A 16,404-nucleotide genomic window follows, 5' to 3' on the forward strand; every position below is an offset into this window, starting at 1 on the left:
CCCTTTGCCATGTAATTCAACTAAAAAACTTCCTCTTACGTCCGCTCAATCCATGATCATTCTTCCGATCGCTGATTACTCCATGATGGCAGGCTGCACTACTTCCCTAGCTCTTCCAGCTTCTGCTTCGCCTGCACCGGCAGTTCGCTTGTTTGCACCTCTTGGTAGGAACCTGCTTTATCGCCCTTCATGTAAACACTCAGGTACGCTTCCTTGCGCAGCTCCTTGTTTGCTGTAAAGGTTACGGTCTTTTCCTTCCCGTTTTTGTCGAAGCCCTCCAGAGTGTATTCGTAGTAGATATACTTTTTGCCGTCATTCGCTTTGTCTTCCATTTTCTTGCCGTCCTGGATTTGCACGTAATATTGGTCCGCGCCGAGACGGTTCAGATTCACATTTTGAATGAATACAAGACCTCCGATGAGAATAACTAAGATCACAACACCAACAATAAGTCCTTTTTTCATTGTTTTACTCCTTATGTTTAAGTTATTTTGCATTCGTTACGATTTTATAGTAAGCATTCACTGTCATGAAGTAATAGATCAGATAAATGCAAGTGTAAATCCCCATGCAAACGACCACTGGAATGACCAGGTTTGTTTGCATCAGTCTGGATAGCGCAGATAAAGCTACCGCACAGTGGGCGATCCCGGCAATCAGAGGCAGTGCAAAGATAAACAGAACCTGCTTAGCAACCGTTTTGCGGATCTCTCTTTTCTTCACGCCGATTTTATATAAAATCTGATATCTCTCTTTATCGGAATTAGCTTCGGTTAACTGTTTGAAGTAAATGATGCTGCCAGTCGCAGCCAGGAAGACAAGTCCAAGGAATCCGCCCATAAAAATCATCAATCCGGATGATTCCATTCCCCGGGCATAATCACCGTAAAAGCTTGAGAATTCAGCTTTCTCGGGTAAAACGCCTTTCAGCTCCTTCGATAATTGTTTGGCTTTGTCCTGATGTGTGATTCCGTAAGCCTCAACGACCATCATTGGGAACTTGGGCTTCAATTCAGCAAACAGTTCATCACTAACAACGATGGTGGAATATACGGTGCCTTGGTTCAGAACACTGTATTTTTTCAGTTCCTTAAACTTGATCTTTTCATTGATTCCTTTTCCGCTTATCGTAATTGCCGAACCTACATATTGTGGAGAAATCCCTTTGATATACATCGGATCCAGCGCAGCGGCTTCGTCCCCCTGCAGGCTCAATGAATCCTCCCTTCCCTGGAGCTTAGCCAGTTTGTTGAAGTCATGACTGGACAGGACGGTGAAGGTTTGTTCATCCGAGCTGCTGTTTTGATCCAGTCCGGAGGTATTGGCATCCACCCCGAGCAGTTGAAGCGAAGCATGGTAAAGAACCTTGTGATCCGGAGAATCCTGGATGATTCTATCGGCCTGGCTCACTGCCTTACTGTCTGTGTTAATAAACATCATGCTGTTTGGATTAACCTGCGAGACAGCGCTTCGGTTGCTGTAATACAGGCTGTAGGCTGTTCCGACAGCGGTTAATGTGGTTGCACTCAGTACGGCGATGATCGTTAACGTACGGGCATTGCCTTTAATCCGGTACAAAAGCTGGGAGGTCCCGATGATATTGAGACCTTTCCAATAGCTTTTCTTGTTTTTTCTGGACAGCTTCAGTAAAGTCACTGTCAACGTATTGAACAGCAAATACGTACCAAGAATCACGGTGATCAGAATAACAAGTGGTGTGATCATCAAACCAAGTGCCGCCCATGCTTTCGAATTCATAAGATTTTGCAGAGCCAGCCAGTAACCCAGGCCTACGAGAACCAGAGATAAAAGGGCGGTCAGCAAGGAAGCCTTCGGCTCCTTCTCATGCTGCTGGTCTGCATGGAAGAGTTCAATTAATTTGAAACGGTAGATCAGCCGGTAGCCCTGAAGCGAGGTTATGAGTGTAATGACCATGAATACAATGAACGTGTTCAAGATCGCTGCCGCAGAAATAGAGAAATGACTTATGGCATCGTAACCCATCACCTTCATCAGGATCGATACGAAAAACCTGCTTAACAGAGAGCCTAGAGCAATCCCCACAATAAGCGCAAGTACGCCCATCAGGAAATTTTCATAAAACAACATGCGTCCGATCTGCTTTTTCCGGACTCCCAGTAAAGAATACAGTCCGACCTCTTTCTTACGCTTTCGTGTAAAAAAGGAATTCGAGTACCAGATGAAAATCGCAACGAAAATAATAAGCACAACGGCAGCGCCGCTAAAGGCAGAGCTTATTTTAGGCGATGAGTCCGATGCTGATTGTATGGTGCTGTCATACTTCAGTGAAACAAAGGTGAAGTAGATCACAATACTAAAAATCATGGATGCAAAGTAAAGGAAGTAGTTGGTAAAATTCTTCCGGATATTCTTCCCGGCAATACTAAACAGCGTCATGTTGCCCACCTCCGAGTGACGCCAGAACCTCCAGGATCTGTTGGAAAAACTCTTTCCGCGTCTTATGCTGCTTATGCAGCTCTTTGAAGAGCTGACCATCGTTGATAAAGATGACGCGTTTGCAGTAACTGGCGGCATACGCATCATGAGTAACCATCATAATTGTCGATTGATTAGAGTCATTGAGCTTGCTCAGACTCTCCAGCAGGCTAGTTGCCGATTTCGAATCAAGTGCACCGGTCGGCTCGTCTGCCAGGATCAGACTGGGATTGGCGACGATCGCCCTTGAAGCCGCTGCCCGCTGCTTTTGGCCACCCGAGATATGATACGGGTATTTATCAAGAATTTGACGAATGCCAAATGTGTCGGCGATTTCGTTTACCCGAACCTCGATTTCTGCAGGCGGCACTTTGGACAAGGCTAGCGGCAGCAAAATGTTTTCTTTGACCGTCAATGTATCAAGCAGGTTATAATCCTGAAATATAAAACCCAGCTTATTCCGGCGGAAATCCGACAGCTTCTCTTCACTCATAGTTACAATATTTTGACCGTCGATTGTAATCTCACCGGAAGTTGGTGTATCAATGGTAGAAAATATGTTCAGTAGCGTGGATTTCCCCGCCCCGGATGGGCCCATGATGCCCACAAACTCGCCTTCCTGAATTTGCAGGTTAATATGCTGCAGAGCCGTATATATGTTTCCTTTTGCACCAAATGTTTTGTTAACGTTGATTGCTTGCAGAATGTTTTTCATATGAGAATCTCCTTAAATGGCATGTAATAACGAACACAGATGTAATCATAACGTCTGTACCTTACAGCATTTTAATGCAATCCTTACATAAACCTTAAATATGAAAAATACGAACAACGTAATATCAATGATCCTTAAAAATCGGCAGCACAAAAAGACCCTCAGGGCCACTTTACAGTGCTACCCTGAGGGTTCATATTTCCCGTTATTAAAAAATGGTTGCCGGCCAAGCTTATGCCGATCGTTCGCCCTGCAGTAGTTTTCTTATGAAAAACCAGCTTAAAATCGGCGATGCTCCAAGGATCAGCATGAGTATCGTAATCGTCAGAGGTGTTTTGCTTATCATTAATACGATAATAAAAATGAAGGTACCCGCCAGACGCCCAACCATCAAGCTAAGTTCACGCAGCACGACAAGCTCGACACGCTTACCTACGGTTTCATCGCTGGTTCCCATCAGATCAAAACCGGATGAGATCATGGGCAAAATATATAGCGGCATAAACAACGAAGAGCCGATCCCCAGAATTAGCAGTGTTCCATAACTTGTCTTCCAGAGCAGTGGAATAATCACAATCCACAAAAGTAATGCACCGACGAGCATACCCGGGCTTCTGAATTTAGGTTTGTACCATTTTCCTGCTAACCAGTAAGTCAATAGTGATATGGCGGATGTGATCAGCGTAAATTGCCCTAGTCTAGCCTCCTGCTTGGTAGCGACAAACACCAGCAGACCAATCAGAAAAGCAAATACGCCTTCACGAATCCCTTGCGCCACAAGCCCTAAAGACATAAGACGCCATGGGCTGTCCTTGCTACGCAGCTGCGTGATTGGTTCCATCCAGTGATAGCTGCTGCCCTTCTCCCTCTTTTTAAGAAAAAAGCTGAGTACCACACATATCGCATATATGACCAATGAAATCGTAAATATGAGCCTGTACCCCTTGTCACCCTTCAGCCATGTGATCAAAGTTCCTGAGAACCATGGTCCCACAATTCCGGTGAACGAGCCCAGCAGGCCTACCCAGCCATTAAATAAATCACGGTTCTCACGGTCTGTCACTTCAAAATAAACGACATTGAACGCGACCCAAAACAGTCCGATCGAAATACCGAGTAATATCCCCAGCGGCCAAATAAAGCGAACCACATCCGAACCGACCCATAATACGAGTAAATAAAACATTCCCGAGAGAACAATCCCTGCACGCAGGGTGTTCATTTTGTTGTATTCCTTTACCCACTTGCCGCCCAGCCAAAACGTAAGGCCTACGGCTACCTGCTGGGCTACCGTAAACCAGCCGATCATGGCGTAGTCCTGTTTGCTTTTCCATAAGTACACATTCAAAAAGGTACCGGAAAGGGCTCCCGCCAGAACAATCAACCCATTAACAGCCAGCAACAGCTGCGATTGGCGGTCTAAATGTACCGTCGTTTTCATAAGTCCCCCCTTGCTTACCGGACATGTTCTGTCTTAACATGCCCCAAAGGAAGGGATATCATTTTCAGGCAGAGCTTAATTTCCGTTAAATCTTGCTCAGGATTTTTGACGGCTCAGATGATCGACCATACGCAAACGGTCTTCTTCCATCAAATTGGTTTCCACATGAAAACAGCCTGTGCAGATATACACATTGACACGGAAAGGAGGCTGTATAACCGGTGCCTTCAGGGCGCTGAACTGAGTTGGGACAAAGCCTTGACCCGAGATTTCCTGCGCTCCTGCAAGAATCATGTAGTCGCGGCATTTTGGACATTCGGGAACCTCTTCCTGTTCATCCAAAATCTTTTCCACGCTCTCTTCATAATTCATCAGGTCATGGCTTTCTTCAAATTTATCCAATGTGCGGATGGATGGCGGAAGTTGATGCTGCATATCCTCTTGCGCCCAGAATGAAGAAGATCCATCTCCTTCCTCCGCATCTTCTTCCCAATCCATGCTTTCTTCCGTGCCCTCTTCTTCTTCCTCGTCACCGATTTGAATACTCAAGGTGCGGTATCCCTTCAACTCATTGTGACAGTAAGGGCAATTCTCTTCAGGTCCAATTTCTTCATCCCAGACAATCTCTGTCTGGCACCATGGGCAAACGGTGGTTTCCATTGCCATTCATCTCCTCAATGTTTCATTAAATAAAAGATGCCGACTGCAAAAAAGATTACAGCCACCACAAATAGAATTCTCGTCAGATTTTTCATGCCTTCCTCCCAGAAAAACGAGCTCAATGATAATTCTAAAAAATACAAGCTCCTATAACATAGGACAGCGATACGGAAATCAGCAGGGAGATGATCCCTACAGCCCGGTTATCCTTCCGAATTTCCTCATCAACCGAAAAAACAGGAGTTAAAAACTCAAACAGTACATACGCTGCAAAAAGAAGAATAAAGCCGAAAAATGCCCACTTCATCGTGTCGTAAATGGAGGTTTTCGCCTCAATACTATACCTTAGCACATTGCAAATGGCGAAAATTTTGCCGCCGGTAGCCAGAGAAGCCGCGACATTTCCGCGGCCGATCTCATTCCAGCAGTTATACCTGGCCACGAGCTCAAACAGGTACAAAAATACAATTAAGCCCAATATGGCCACCGAGAAATAACCGATCAGCGTTCCCAGGGGATGAGCCAGCAGCTGATCAACCCAATTCTTCATGTTCCTGCCCCCTTCATATCTGCCCTGAGCATATTCGCAGCTTTACTTCAGTTCTGCTACGGTTACACCTGTGCCGCCTTCGCCATAATTGCCTAGACGGAAGCTTTTTATATGCTTATGCTTACGCAGGTAATCTGTAATACCGTTTCGGAGTATGCCTGTTCCTTTTCCGTGGATCAAATAAACCTGGCCTAAATTGCCAAGGAAGGCTTCGTCTATAAAGCGATCCACCTCAATTAATGCTTCCTCCAAATTCGCTCCGCGTAAATCCAGTTCACTCCGGATATTCTCGTCTCGTGTACGTTTCACGATCGTAGCCTGCTTCTGTCCTTGCTTGGCTATAGCTTCATGCGATTGGACGAGTTCCAGATCATCTAGTCTGACCTTCATCTTCATAATGCCTAGCTGCACGACTGCTTCCTTTGAGCCTGCGAGCTCTACAACATTACCTTTCTGGTTCAGGCTGTAGACCATGACTTCATCCCCTGCTTCAATCTTACGAGGAGTCTTGACCTTGTTCCGTGCAGGTGTTTTCTTACGCTGCTGCGGTTCGGCTTCATCCAGCATTCTGCGAGCAGCAATCAGCTTATGCTCCTTGACGGAAGCTCCTTCTTCCTTCGCCAGCTGCCGTAAGTCAGTGATGATCTCCTCAGCTTCACGTTTCGCTTTGGCAATGACCTCTCTCGCCTCTGCCGATGCCTTTTCAATCATACGCTCTCGCTGCTGCTCGAGTTTCTCCAGCTCCTGTTGGTGACGGGTGCGCAGTTGTTCCATTTCCTGACGCAGCTTTTCCGCCTGCCCGCGCTCCACTTCAGCACCCAGGCGGTTTTCCTCGAGGGAAGCAATCATATGTTCAACGCGCTGATCCTCTTCGTTGACTTCTCCGCGCGCATAATCCAGGATTTGGTTCGGCAGTCCGAGCCGCTCGGCAATCGCGAATGCATTGCTTCGGCCTGGTACCCCTACAAGCAGCCGGTAAGTCGGGCTTAAGGTATTGACGTCAAACTCCATGCTTGCGTTAATGACCGCTTTCCGCTCATAAGCATAAGCCTTCAGCTCACTGTAGTGAGTCGTAGCGATCATGCGGCAGCCCGTCTGATGAATATGCTCCAGAATGGAGATGGCGAGTGCGGAACCTTCAGCCGGATCCGTACCTGCACCAACCTCGTCCAGAAGAACAAGGCTTTTAGGCGTCATATTTTTCAGAATCCGGATGATATTGGTCATATGGCTGGAGAATGTGCTCAAGCTTTGCTCGATACTTTGCTCATCCCCAATATCGGCATAAATGGCATCAAATACACAGAGCTGACTGCCTTCTTCGGCCGGTACAAACAAACCCGACATCGCCATTAAGCTCAGCAGACCGATTGTCTTCAGCGTTACCGTTTTACCACCTGTATTTGGGCCGGTCACGATAATAGAAGTATACGAATTTCCAAGCTCCACATCGATCGGAACAACCTTGTCCATCTCTATGAGGGGGTGCCGCCCCTTACGCAGCTTTAAATATCCGCGGTCGTTCATTCTTGGCATTGTTGCTTTCATCACATGAGCCAAACGGGCTTTTGCAAATATAAAATCAAGCTGTCCCACCAAATCCAGATCAAATACGATCAGATCAGCCTCGTCGCCAACTAATGCCGTCAGCTTCTGTAAAATAATTTCAACTTCGCGTTCTTCCTTCATCCGGGTCTCGCGCAGCTTGTTATTCATGGCCACAATGGATTCAGGCTCGATAAACAAGGTTGCGCCGGAGCCGGACTGGTCATGGACAATTCCGCCAAAATAAGAACGGTATTCTGCCTTTACAGGAATAACGAACCGATCACCACGAATGGTTACAAGCTGATCCTGCAGCATTTTGGCCACAGAGGATGAGCGAATCATGTTGTCAAGCTTTTCACGAATACGCACTTCACCGGAGCGCAGCTCACGCCGAACTTGAGCAAGGCCAGGGCTCGCCGAATCGAGCACTTCAGCTTCATCCGATATGCATGCTTTAATGGCATCCTCAAGCACTTTTTGTTCCGATATATTTTCGCTGATGTCCATAAGCAGCTTCAGTGGCTCATCTTCATTCATTTGGGTGATAAAACGTTTAATACGTCTTGACCCATTCGTCGTGTTACTAACTGCCAGCAACTCATGAGGGTTTAATGTGCCGCCAATCTTTGCCCGTTTCAACGCAGCTGATATATCGCTGATCCCACCGAAGGAAGGCGTTCCCTTCAGCCGATCCACAGTGTATGCTTCATCGGTCGCCTGTAGCAGCCGTTTTACCGATTCTAGATCTGTATCGGGTTTCAGGCTTTCCGTTATTTGTTTACCCATGGGAGTCTGGGCATAGCTGACACATTTATTTAAAATCTTGCGGTATTCCAGCGTATGCAAAATCTTATCGTCCAAGAATTTCACTACTCCTCTCATACATTGCCTTTATTATATACGAAACTTCTGTGGCTTCGCTATTTACGAAAGCCAGTCTTATCAAATTCCAGCAAAATCCATCATTCTGATACATAAGATTTCACGATTTGAATACAATAAACCTTGCATATAGAATCATTTCATAATGATACAAGCGGGCGCATTATGACATGATATTTGAATCCATTTCATAATGAATGAAGCGAAGCATTGTGAAATGATTTATCAACGTATCTTTTACACAAAAGGAGGCCAATTGCATGCATTTTCTAGGGCATGTTGTACGATTTATCGTTTCCGCGATCGTGCTTATGATTGTCGGCTGGATCGTTCCGCAATTCTCCGTGGGCGGATTCTGGAGCGCTTTACTGCTGGCTCTGGTCATTGCTTTGCTCGGTTGGGTTGTGGAAGGAATCTTCGGGAAAAGAGTATCGCCATTCGGTCGAGGCATTGTCGGCTTTATCGTAAGTGCGGTGGTCATATACATCGCCCAGTTTATCGTTGGAGGCGTTAGCGTCACCATCCTAGGTGCCGTCCTCGCTGCCCTCGTCATCGGGATCATCGACCTGTTCATTCCGGTAACTCCTTTCAATGCAGCCAAAGACCATAAATAACCATCCCGGCTGTATGGAATGAACGAAACAAGTTGTAGTTCATTCTACACCAGGAATGGATATCACCATCTAGCGAAGCTGATATCCGCTCCAAAAACCCCCTGTTCCCACGGAACAGGGGGTTTTCATGGTTAGCCTGTCATGGATCAGATGGAAGCAACCTTGCCCTCAAGCGAGTCCGAAAGTATCGAATCAGAAGCTGTCACCACTTTATTTTTACCCGTTCGCTTTGCTTGATAAAGAGCACTGTCCGCCTTGCGGAACAGGGATTCCTTATCATCTCCAGGCTGGTAATCACATAAACCGATGCTTACCGTAACCGGTCTGCCTTTCATATTCGAATGTTCTACAATGGAAATCCCCTTACGCAGATCTTCTGTTATCGACTGTGCTTCCGCCAAAGTTTTATCTGCAAAAATAACCGCGAATTCCTCTCCGCCATAACGTGAGGCAAAATCATTCGGCATCATAATCAACGTGATGGTAGAGGCCACTTGCTTGAGCACCAGATCTCCCACCCAATGTCCATATGTATCATTTACCTTTTTAAAGGCATCGATATCAATAATCGCCAGCTGCAGAGGTAGATGATATTTTTCTGAGTGCTCCAGCAGAGCATCAAGGTATTCATGAAACGTTTTATGGTTATAGAGTCCGGTCAAAGCATCCATCTTCAGGAGCTTGTCCGATATGGTTTTCTCCACGAGCAGCTGCTGCTCGGATTTCATTACAGACTTCAGATAGCTGATAAATTCCTTTACCCTGACCAAAATAGTACGTCCGATAATCAGACTGACTATGAATACACTTTCTACTTGAATAAATTCCTGAATAGGCTTGTGATACCATGGACGCTCCATCAGGAAATATAAAAATCCATAGATCAGAATCGTAAACACACCGAATCCGTACAACATCTTCCGATCAAAATAAACAATAGAAATCAACACAGGAAGCAGCAAAGCCATCTGTGCCCCGTCTGCTGACGGTTCTATAATAAAATAGAACATGTAAGACAACAAAAAACCGCAACCCACAATAGCTTTTTTATGATGCTTCGGCCAATATCTCAACCATATTTCGGTTGCTACCAGAATCAGCATGGTAAAACCATTGGATCCCGCCAGTCGGGTCCATGAGCTTGCATCCATTCCTACTGTATCAGGAAAGACTCCGCCCGACAGTAAAAAAACGGATTGTGCCGCAAGGAACATTAGCATAACGATCCAGTAGGCATTCAGAATTTTACGGTGCCACCGGTCCTCCAAAATAATATTTTTCCTGTCCATTGAAAAGTCAATCCCCTACTCTAGGAAAGAATAAATTCAAATGACAACAACCAATATAAACTGTGATTATAATTATATCTTAATGGAAAGACAAATACATCATTGGATCTGTAAGGAATTTGAAATATACCCCTGTTATGCCTGGTTTGGTTGAACCTTATCGGCAAGTTCACCAATTATTCAAAACAGTAATGTTCCGGAATTCCATTTTTGGGGTATGATGACTACTAGAATTGTCACAAAAAATTAAAGTTTGAGGAGGATCACATTGAAGAAGACCCTAGCTTTTGTTCTCTCCTGCATGCTTCTTCTGGTACTTTCCGCTTGCGGGGCAGCAAAGGAAGACGCTTCGACTGCAAGCAGCGGTGTCAGCGACACGGGCGTTGCCCCTAGCGAAGAATTAGTCATCAAAGCAAAGAACTTTGCGTTTGATAAACAAGAATATCATCTTAAAAAGGGAGTTCCCGTAAAAATTTCGCTCGACAACGAGCAAGGTACCCACGGCGTATTGATTCCCGCACTTGAATTACAGCTCGACAACAAACATAAGTCCATGGTCGTTACGCCGGAGAAAGCCGGCACTTTCGAAATGACCTGCTCCGTCATGTGCGGCGCGGGACATACGGCCATGCTCGCCAAAGTCATTGTGGACGAATAGTCTTCTCCCCTAGCAGCACAGCAAATCCCCTCCAGCTCCGTCAAAAGGAACGAATGCCTTAATGTTCCTGCCTTGCGGTCTGTGAGGGGATTTTTTTAGTCTGTTCTGCAACAGCAATCAGCTTTGATCCTGCTCAATAAGCTCGATCCATTCGTTATACTCCGTTTGTAGCTTGCCGTATTCATCCTGTAGCTGGCTGTGTTCTTCCTGCAGCTTATCTGTCTTTTCCTGCTGAAGCTCGAGTTCCGCCTGAAGCAGTCGGTACTGATTGGCCATCAATTCAAAGTTCTCGCCAACCTCCCGAAGCTGGGCAGATGTCTGTTCCTTCTCATTTTGCAGATTATCCAGTTGATCTTCGCCTGCTGCAATTTGACGTCTCCATTCCTCCAGCTCATCCTGCAGCTCCTGTTCCCTGCTGTTCCAGTTTTGCTGACGGTTCATCATATCCTCAAGCTTTTCCTGGTAGGTCTGCATCGAATGCTCCGCATTTCGCATCAGCTCACGCTGTTCATTTTCTCTGCTCGCAGCATCATCCAGCAGCCGGGTAAGCTCATTCACCTTCTGTTGTGCCTGATCCTTCTCCTCCAGTACCATCAGGTACTCGATTTCGGCATCCTCCTGCTGGCGTTTCATATCGCTGCCCTTCTGTTGAAGCTCGTCATACTGCTTTTGCAAGCCATGATACTGCTGCTTCAAATGTTCATACTGTTTCAGATGCTCCTGATAGAGCCGGTCCATATTCACATGGTTTTGTTCTGCTTCCTTAAGTTGGCGTTTGGCCTCCTGATAAGCCGATTCCCGCTCTGCGAGCTCTTCGCCGAGCTGTTCGTATTTCCGTTTGTTCTCTGCAATGCCCTCCTGCAGTTCTTCATGCTCGAGCATATGCAGCTCATATTGATCTGTCAGCACCTCATGCTGCTGCAAAATTTCGCCATGCTGCCGCTGCAGTTTCCGGTACTGTTCTTCCTTTTCTTCCATGGACTTCTGCAGCTTCAGAAGCTGGACTTCTTTTTGTTCTGCTGTCTGCTGGGCCTCTAGATACTGTTCCTCTGCAGCCTCTAACACCTGCTGCAGCTCCAGAGTTTGCAATTCGCTTGCTTCCAGCGTCTGCTGCAGCTCCAAAGTTTGCGTTCTGCTTGCCTCCAGCGACTGCTGCAGCTCCAGAGTTTGCGCTCTGCTTGCCTCCAGCGTCTGCTGCAGCTCCAAAGTTTGCGTTCTGCTTGCCTCCAGCGACTGCTGCAGCTCCAGAGTTTGCTCTCTGCTTGCCTCCAGCGACTGCTGCAGCTCCAGAGTTTGCAATTCGCTTGCTTCCAGCGTCTGCTGCAGCTCCAGAGTTTGCGCTCTGCTTGCCTCCAGCGACTGCTGCAGCTCCAGAGTTTGCAATTCGCTTGCTTCCAGCGTCTGCTGCAGCTCCAAAGATTGCGTTTCGCTTGCTTCCAGCGTCTGCTGCAGTTTGAGATACCGCTCTTCTCTGTCCTCGAGCGCCTGCTCTAGCTGCTGTTGCTGGTTTTCCTTCTCCTTCAAGGACTGCTGCAACTGTTGTACCAGTGCCTCATTCGACTCGAGTTTGGCCTGATGCTCCCGAAGCTGCTTTTCCTTCTCCACCAGAAGTTCCTTCTGTTCTTCAATCGAAAGCTCCTGCAGTTGTAGCGTTTCATCCAGATCGTCAAGCTTCTTGTTCTGCGAATGGATCAGCTGCTGCTGTTCATCGAGTCTACCTTGATATTCCAAGGCTTTCTGGTCTGCAGATGCGAGCTTCTGCGAATCTTTATCCGCTTGTTCCTTCAATACGCTGAGCTCGTCATGAAGCGACTTCATACCGGCTTCAAGTGCATCGTTCTGTTCTCCTGCTTCCAGAACGCGAAGCTCCAGCTCACCGATCTCTTCCTTCTGCTTCTCGACTTGAGTCCGCCAGGATGCCGCTTCTGTGTGCAGCTCCTCAAGCTCTGACTTCTGTTTATTGGAAGAAGTACTATATTCTTCAAGCAGCTTTTGCATCCGACGATGCTCCTCTTCCGAGTGTACAGCTTCCTCCTTCAAACGGCCCACCTGTCCATTCAGACGGATCTGCTGCTCTCTGAGCGTCTTCAGCTCGGTCTGGGAGACCTCCTCTTTCTTCAGTGCTGCCTGATGCTGCTCCTGAAGCTTGGCATATGCATTTTTCGCCTGCTGCAGCTCCTCTTGCAAACTCCGAAGCTTGCCTTGGAGCTGAGAGCTTCCTCCCCTTAATTCATCAAGCTGCTTGTTCAGCCCATCAACAGCTGCCTTATGCTTTTTCTCCGATTCCTGCAGAGAAGTCTCATACTTCTGCTGGGATTCTCTCAATACGGTTTGATGCTTCTCCTCCGTACTCTTCAGAAGTTCCTGATGCTTCTGCTGCGCTGACTGAAGTGTCGCGGCATGCCCGCGCTCAAGCTCCTGCATGGCCGTTTTATGCTTTGCTTCCAGGGACTGCCTGTCCCGCTGCAGCTGTTCTGCGGCTTGCTTCTCCTTGCGCTGCAGGGACTCCTTTATTTCCGTTTCCTTTTTCAATAAAATACGGGTATCCTCGAGTTCTTTACTTAGCGTTGTCCGGGTTTTCTGAAGCTCTCCCGTCAACGACGCCTTTATTTCCTCGAGCTGCTTCTCAAGTCCCGCTTTCTCGGTTTCCCACCGTTTGCGGAGCTCTTCCTTCTCCTTTATGCCCGTCGAATGCTCTTCCTTAAGCTTCGCATACAATTCCTGCTGCTCTGTCCGCGCAGCCTGAAGCTGAGCCAGCTCACTCCGGAGCTCACTTCTTTCTCCGGTCAGCATTTTGACTTCGTTGCGAATATCCTGCATCTGGATCGCTTCCTCAGCCATATGTACAGCAGCCAATACGGCCAATTTTGGCGTATCCAACCGGGAATGGCTCTTGGATATGAGGTTCATTCGCTCATCGACATAAGTGGCAACCTTTTTCATATAGTCGGCACTGCTGCCTACCAGTTTATAAGAAGTCCCGTAGATTTCTACGGAGACACGTGTACGATCAGGTGTAGTCACAGTTGTGCCCTCCTTCATATGTGTGTGTTGACTCTGAGATGTCTGTTATTCTGCAAAAAAGCCACATCGAATCTTTATGTACATGGATTCGATGTGACTTCATTCAATTCCTGCTATTTTCTCAATTCTGCATGAAAAGTTTGCTCAAGCTGGCTGACTACGGCTGCATGCGCGGCTGAAACCTCTTCATCCGTAAGCGTGCGCTCGTTATGGCGGTACACAAGAGCGATGGCTACACTCTTTTTGCCTACACCCAGCTTGCTGCCTGTGAATACATCGAATACCTGTACAGATTGCAGTAATTCCCCGGCAGCTTCACGAATGACGGATAGCATCGCACCCGCTTCAACGCTGTCCTCAACGACCACGGCGATATCACGCTCGGAGGCCGGGAAGCGAGGTAGTTCGCGGTACCGGATATCTTCGCTCGCATAATCGTAGAGCGGCTGAAGCAGAATTTCCGCCGTATATACATCGCTCAGACCACGATCCTGCTGAAGCTGAGGATGGACTTGACCGAGTGTACCAATCAGCAGCTGCTCACCGCCATCATTGGTCAGATATACAGATGCTGACCGGCCTGGATGATAGCCCTGCGGCTTGTTGGCCACATAGCTGACCGAATTCTGGAGTCCCAGATATTCAAACAATGTTTCCAGCGCACCCTTCAGATCGAAGAAATCCACTTTTTCCGGTGTTTGATTCCACTGCTTTTGGCCACGGCTGCCGCAAAGCAGAAGGGTAAGCACAGAGATTTCCTTCGGCTGTGCAGTCAGCTGCTCCTCTTGACTGTAGAATACATTTCCCATCTCGAACATCGCAAGATCATGCTGCTTGCGGTTTGCGTTATAGGCAGCAACATCCAGAAGCTGAGGGATCACGCTGGTTCGAAGCACGCTCCGCTCCTCGCTCATTGGCATCGCAAGCTTGATCGCATGGCTTCCTTCTGTCAAAGCAGGGAATAGGGCTGTCAGATCCGGATGCGTAAAGGAATAGCTGATCACTTCCTGCCATCCCCCATGCGTGAACAATTTACGGACATCACGGCGCAGAGCCTGCGGTTTCGTGTAAGCGCCTGGCGTTGTCGGTCCTTCGATCGCTGTTGTCGGGATATTGTCATACCCGTACAAACGGGCAATCTCTTCAATGAGATCCACATCACTGGTGATGTCCCCGCGGCGTGTTGGCACCTGAACCTCCAAAATACCTTGCGCTGTATCCGCACAGCTGAAATGCAGACGGTTGAAGATGGTTTTCACTTCAAGCATCGAAAGATCCGTGCCGAGGAAGCGGTTCAGCTTGTCAAAAGAAAGCACAATCACCTTGTCCTCCACAGAAACCGACTCGGATTCCACGATGCCTTTATGAACGGTTCCCGCTGCATAACGTGATATTAATGCAGCTGCACGGTTCAAAGCAGGTATAACAGCCCCCGGATCTACTTCTTTCTCAAAACGAAGGCTCGCTTCGGAACGGAGACCCAGCTGTCTTGAGGTCTTACGTACGGTACCGCCGTCAAATTTGGCGGATTCCAGTAAAATATTCACCGTATTGTCCGTCACTTCGGAATTCAAACCGCCCATGACACCGGCAAGAGCAACAGGCTTCACACCGTCGGTAATCAGCAGCATATGCGGTTCAAGCTTGCGTTCCTGGTTGTCTAGTGTAACCATCGTTTCGCCTTCCTTGGCAAGACGGACATCGATGGCTCCGTTCGTCAGCTGGTCCGCATCAAATGCATGCAGCGGCTGCCCGTATTCCAGCATCACATAGTTGGTAATATCTACGATATTATTAATCGGACGCACTCCTGCGGCCATTAAACGGTTCTGCATCCAGAGCGGCGACGAACCGATCTTTACGCCGGTGATATATCTGGCGGCATAATGGCTGCAATGTTCCGGGGAGCTGATTTTCACAGAAATATGGTCCCCGGCTGCATCGCTGACTTCCACGAGCTCCTTTTCAATATCCGGCAGCTTGACATCGCGTCCCAGGATCGCTCCAACCTCGTAAGCCGCACCAATCATGCTCAAGCAGTCCGAACGGTTCGGCGTTAGATCGAATTCCAGTACCTCATCATCGAGTCCCAGCACCTGGCTGATTGGCGTTCCGACATGTACTGATTCAGGCAGCACCAAAATGCCTTCCTGCTGTTCCTTTGGCAGCAGCTTATCATTCATTCCAAGCTCTTTGGCCGAGCAAATCATGCCTTGGGAAAGAGCACCGCGAAGCTTGGCTTTTTTAATTTCCAGTCCACCCGGAAGCTTCGCTCCCACAAGTGCTACAGGCACCTTTTGGCCGGCATCCACATTTTTGGCGCCGCATACGATCTGGAGCTCTTCTTCCTGACCGGCATCAACGATGCAAATATTAAGCTTATCCGCATCCGGATGCTTTTCTTTGCTTTTCACATAGCCGACAACGACCTTGGTTACCCCTTTATTGCGGTTTTCAATCTCGTCGATTTCGATCCCTGCACGCGTAATTTTCTCAGCCAGATCCTCGGCTGCCACATTTTCAAGCGAAACATAATCCGCTAACCACTCTGTTGATACTTTCATGC

Annotated in this window: 12 protein-coding genes; 2 read left to right on the forward strand and 10 right to left on the reverse strand. The window is 47.7% G+C overall.

Annotated features, from left to right (window positions below):
- Nucleotides 1-98: 98 nt before the first annotated feature.
- The 7 genes from KJS65_RS15380 to KJS65_RS15410 all read right to left on the reverse strand — a co-directional run bounded on the left by KJS65_RS15380 (nt 99) and on the right by KJS65_RS15410 (nt 8,232).
- Complete coding sequence (locus tag KJS65_RS15380; protein ID WP_213650551.1) at nt 99-464, reverse strand: YxeA family protein; 366 nt, start codon at nt 462-464, stop codon at nt 99-101.
- A gap of 22 nt (nt 465-486) precedes the next feature.
- The gene (locus tag KJS65_RS15385; protein WP_213650552.1) at nt 487-2,418 is read right to left on the reverse strand and encodes an ABC transporter permease; all 1,932 of its coding nucleotides are present in this window, start codon (nt 2,416-2,418) and stop codon (nt 487-489) included.
- Nucleotides 2,405-3,172 (reverse strand): ABC transporter ATP-binding protein, encoded by a 768-nt coding sequence (locus KJS65_RS15390; protein ID WP_213650553.1) that lies wholly within the window; start codon nt 3,170-3,172, stop codon nt 2,405-2,407. The genes KJS65_RS15385 and KJS65_RS15390 overlap by 14 nt, the downstream gene beginning before the upstream one ends.
- 232 nt (nt 3,173-3,404) lie before the next feature.
- Complete coding sequence (locus KJS65_RS15395; protein WP_213650554.1) at nt 3,405-4,613, reverse strand: MFS transporter; 1,209 nt, start codon at nt 4,611-4,613, stop codon at nt 3,405-3,407.
- 96 nt (nt 4,614-4,709) lie between these two features.
- On the reverse strand, nt 4,710-5,273 hold the full coding sequence (locus KJS65_RS15400) for a hypothetical protein (RefSeq protein ID WP_213650555.1): 564 nt from the start codon (nt 5,271-5,273) through the stop codon (nt 4,710-4,712).
- 130 nt (nt 5,274-5,403) lie between these two features.
- On the reverse strand, nt 5,404-5,823 hold the full coding sequence (locus tag KJS65_RS15405) for a DUF350 domain-containing protein (protein WP_136604037.1): 420 nt from the start codon (nt 5,821-5,823) through the stop codon (nt 5,404-5,406).
- A 42-nt stretch (nt 5,824-5,865) separates the two neighbouring features.
- A complete protein-coding gene (locus KJS65_RS15410; protein WP_213650556.1) occupies nt 5,866-8,232 on the reverse strand; it encodes an endonuclease MutS2 in 2,367 nt (788 codons plus the stop codon).
- Between the two features lie 281 nt (nt 8,233-8,513).
- Between KJS65_RS15410 and KJS65_RS15415 the strand changes: the two genes are divergently transcribed.
- Entirely contained in the window at nt 8,514-8,867 is a 354-nt protein-coding gene (locus KJS65_RS15415; RefSeq protein ID WP_136604035.1) for a phage holin family protein, read from the forward strand.
- Between the two features lie 146 nt (nt 8,868-9,013).
- Here KJS65_RS15415 and KJS65_RS15420 read toward each other — a convergent pair whose 3' ends face one another.
- A complete protein-coding gene (locus KJS65_RS15420; protein WP_213650557.1) occupies nt 9,014-10,156 on the reverse strand; it encodes a GGDEF domain-containing protein in 1,143 nt (380 codons plus the stop codon).
- A gap of 268 nt (nt 10,157-10,424) precedes the next feature.
- Here KJS65_RS15420 and KJS65_RS15425 point away from each other — a divergent pair, with 268 nt between their 5' ends.
- Nucleotides 10,425-10,814: a cupredoxin domain-containing protein gene (locus KJS65_RS15425; RefSeq protein ID WP_136604033.1), complete on the forward strand. Its 390-nt coding sequence runs from the start codon at nt 10,425-10,427 to the stop codon at nt 10,812-10,814.
- Between the two features lie 117 nt (nt 10,815-10,931).
- On the opposite strand, the gene zapA is transcribed toward KJS65_RS15425, so the two are convergent.
- Nucleotides 10,932-13,838, reverse strand: coding sequence for a cell division protein ZapA (gene zapA / locus KJS65_RS15430; protein WP_213650558.1), 2,907 nt, complete (start codon nt 13,836-13,838; stop codon nt 10,932-10,934).
- Nucleotides 13,839-13,951: 113 nt separating this feature from the next.
- Complete coding sequence (gene pheT, locus KJS65_RS15435; protein WP_213650559.1) at nt 13,952-16,402, reverse strand: phenylalanine--tRNA ligase subunit beta; 2,451 nt, start codon at nt 16,400-16,402, stop codon at nt 13,952-13,954.
- Between the last annotated feature and the right edge of the window lie 2 nt (nt 16,403-16,404).

The sequence above is a fragment of the Paenibacillus sp. J23TS9 genome (genome assembly GCF_018403225.1).
In the GTDB taxonomy this organism is placed as follows: domain Bacteria; phylum Bacillota; class Bacilli; order Paenibacillales; family Paenibacillaceae; genus Paenibacillus_AQ.

Bases quoted from the DNA above. Each gene is read 5' to 3' on its own strand.
- KJS65_RS15415 (WP_136604035.1), top strand. From the start codon at position 8,514: ATGCATTTTCTAGGGCATGTTGTACGATTTATCGTTTCCGCGATCGTG.
- KJS65_RS15405 (WP_136604037.1), bottom strand. From the start codon at position 5,823: ATGAAGAATTGGGTTGATCAGCTGCTGGCTCATCCCCTGGGAACGCTG.
- KJS65_RS15380 (WP_213650551.1), bottom strand. From the start codon at position 464: ATGAAAAAAGGACTTATTGTTGGTGTTGTGATCTTAGTTATTCTCATC.
- KJS65_RS15385 (WP_213650552.1), bottom strand. From the start codon at position 2,418: ATGACGCTGTTTAGTATTGCCGGGAAGAATATCCGGAAGAATTTTACC.
- KJS65_RS15400 (WP_213650555.1), bottom strand. From the start codon at position 5,273: ATGGAAACCACCGTTTGCCCATGGTGCCAGACAGAGATTGTCTGGGAT.
- pheT (WP_213650559.1), bottom strand. From the start codon at position 16,402: ATGAAAGTATCAACAGAGTGGTTAGCGGATTATGTTTCGCTTGAAAAT.
- KJS65_RS15395 (WP_213650554.1), bottom strand. From the start codon at position 4,613: ATGAAAACGACGGTACATTTAGACCGCCAATCGCAGCTGTTGCTGGCT.
- KJS65_RS15390 (WP_213650553.1), bottom strand. From the start codon at position 3,172: ATGAAAAACATTCTGCAAGCAATCAACGTTAACAAAACATTTGGTGCA.
- KJS65_RS15420 (WP_213650557.1), bottom strand. From the start codon at position 10,156: ATGGACAGGAAAAATATTATTTTGGAGGACCGGTGGCACCGTAAAATT.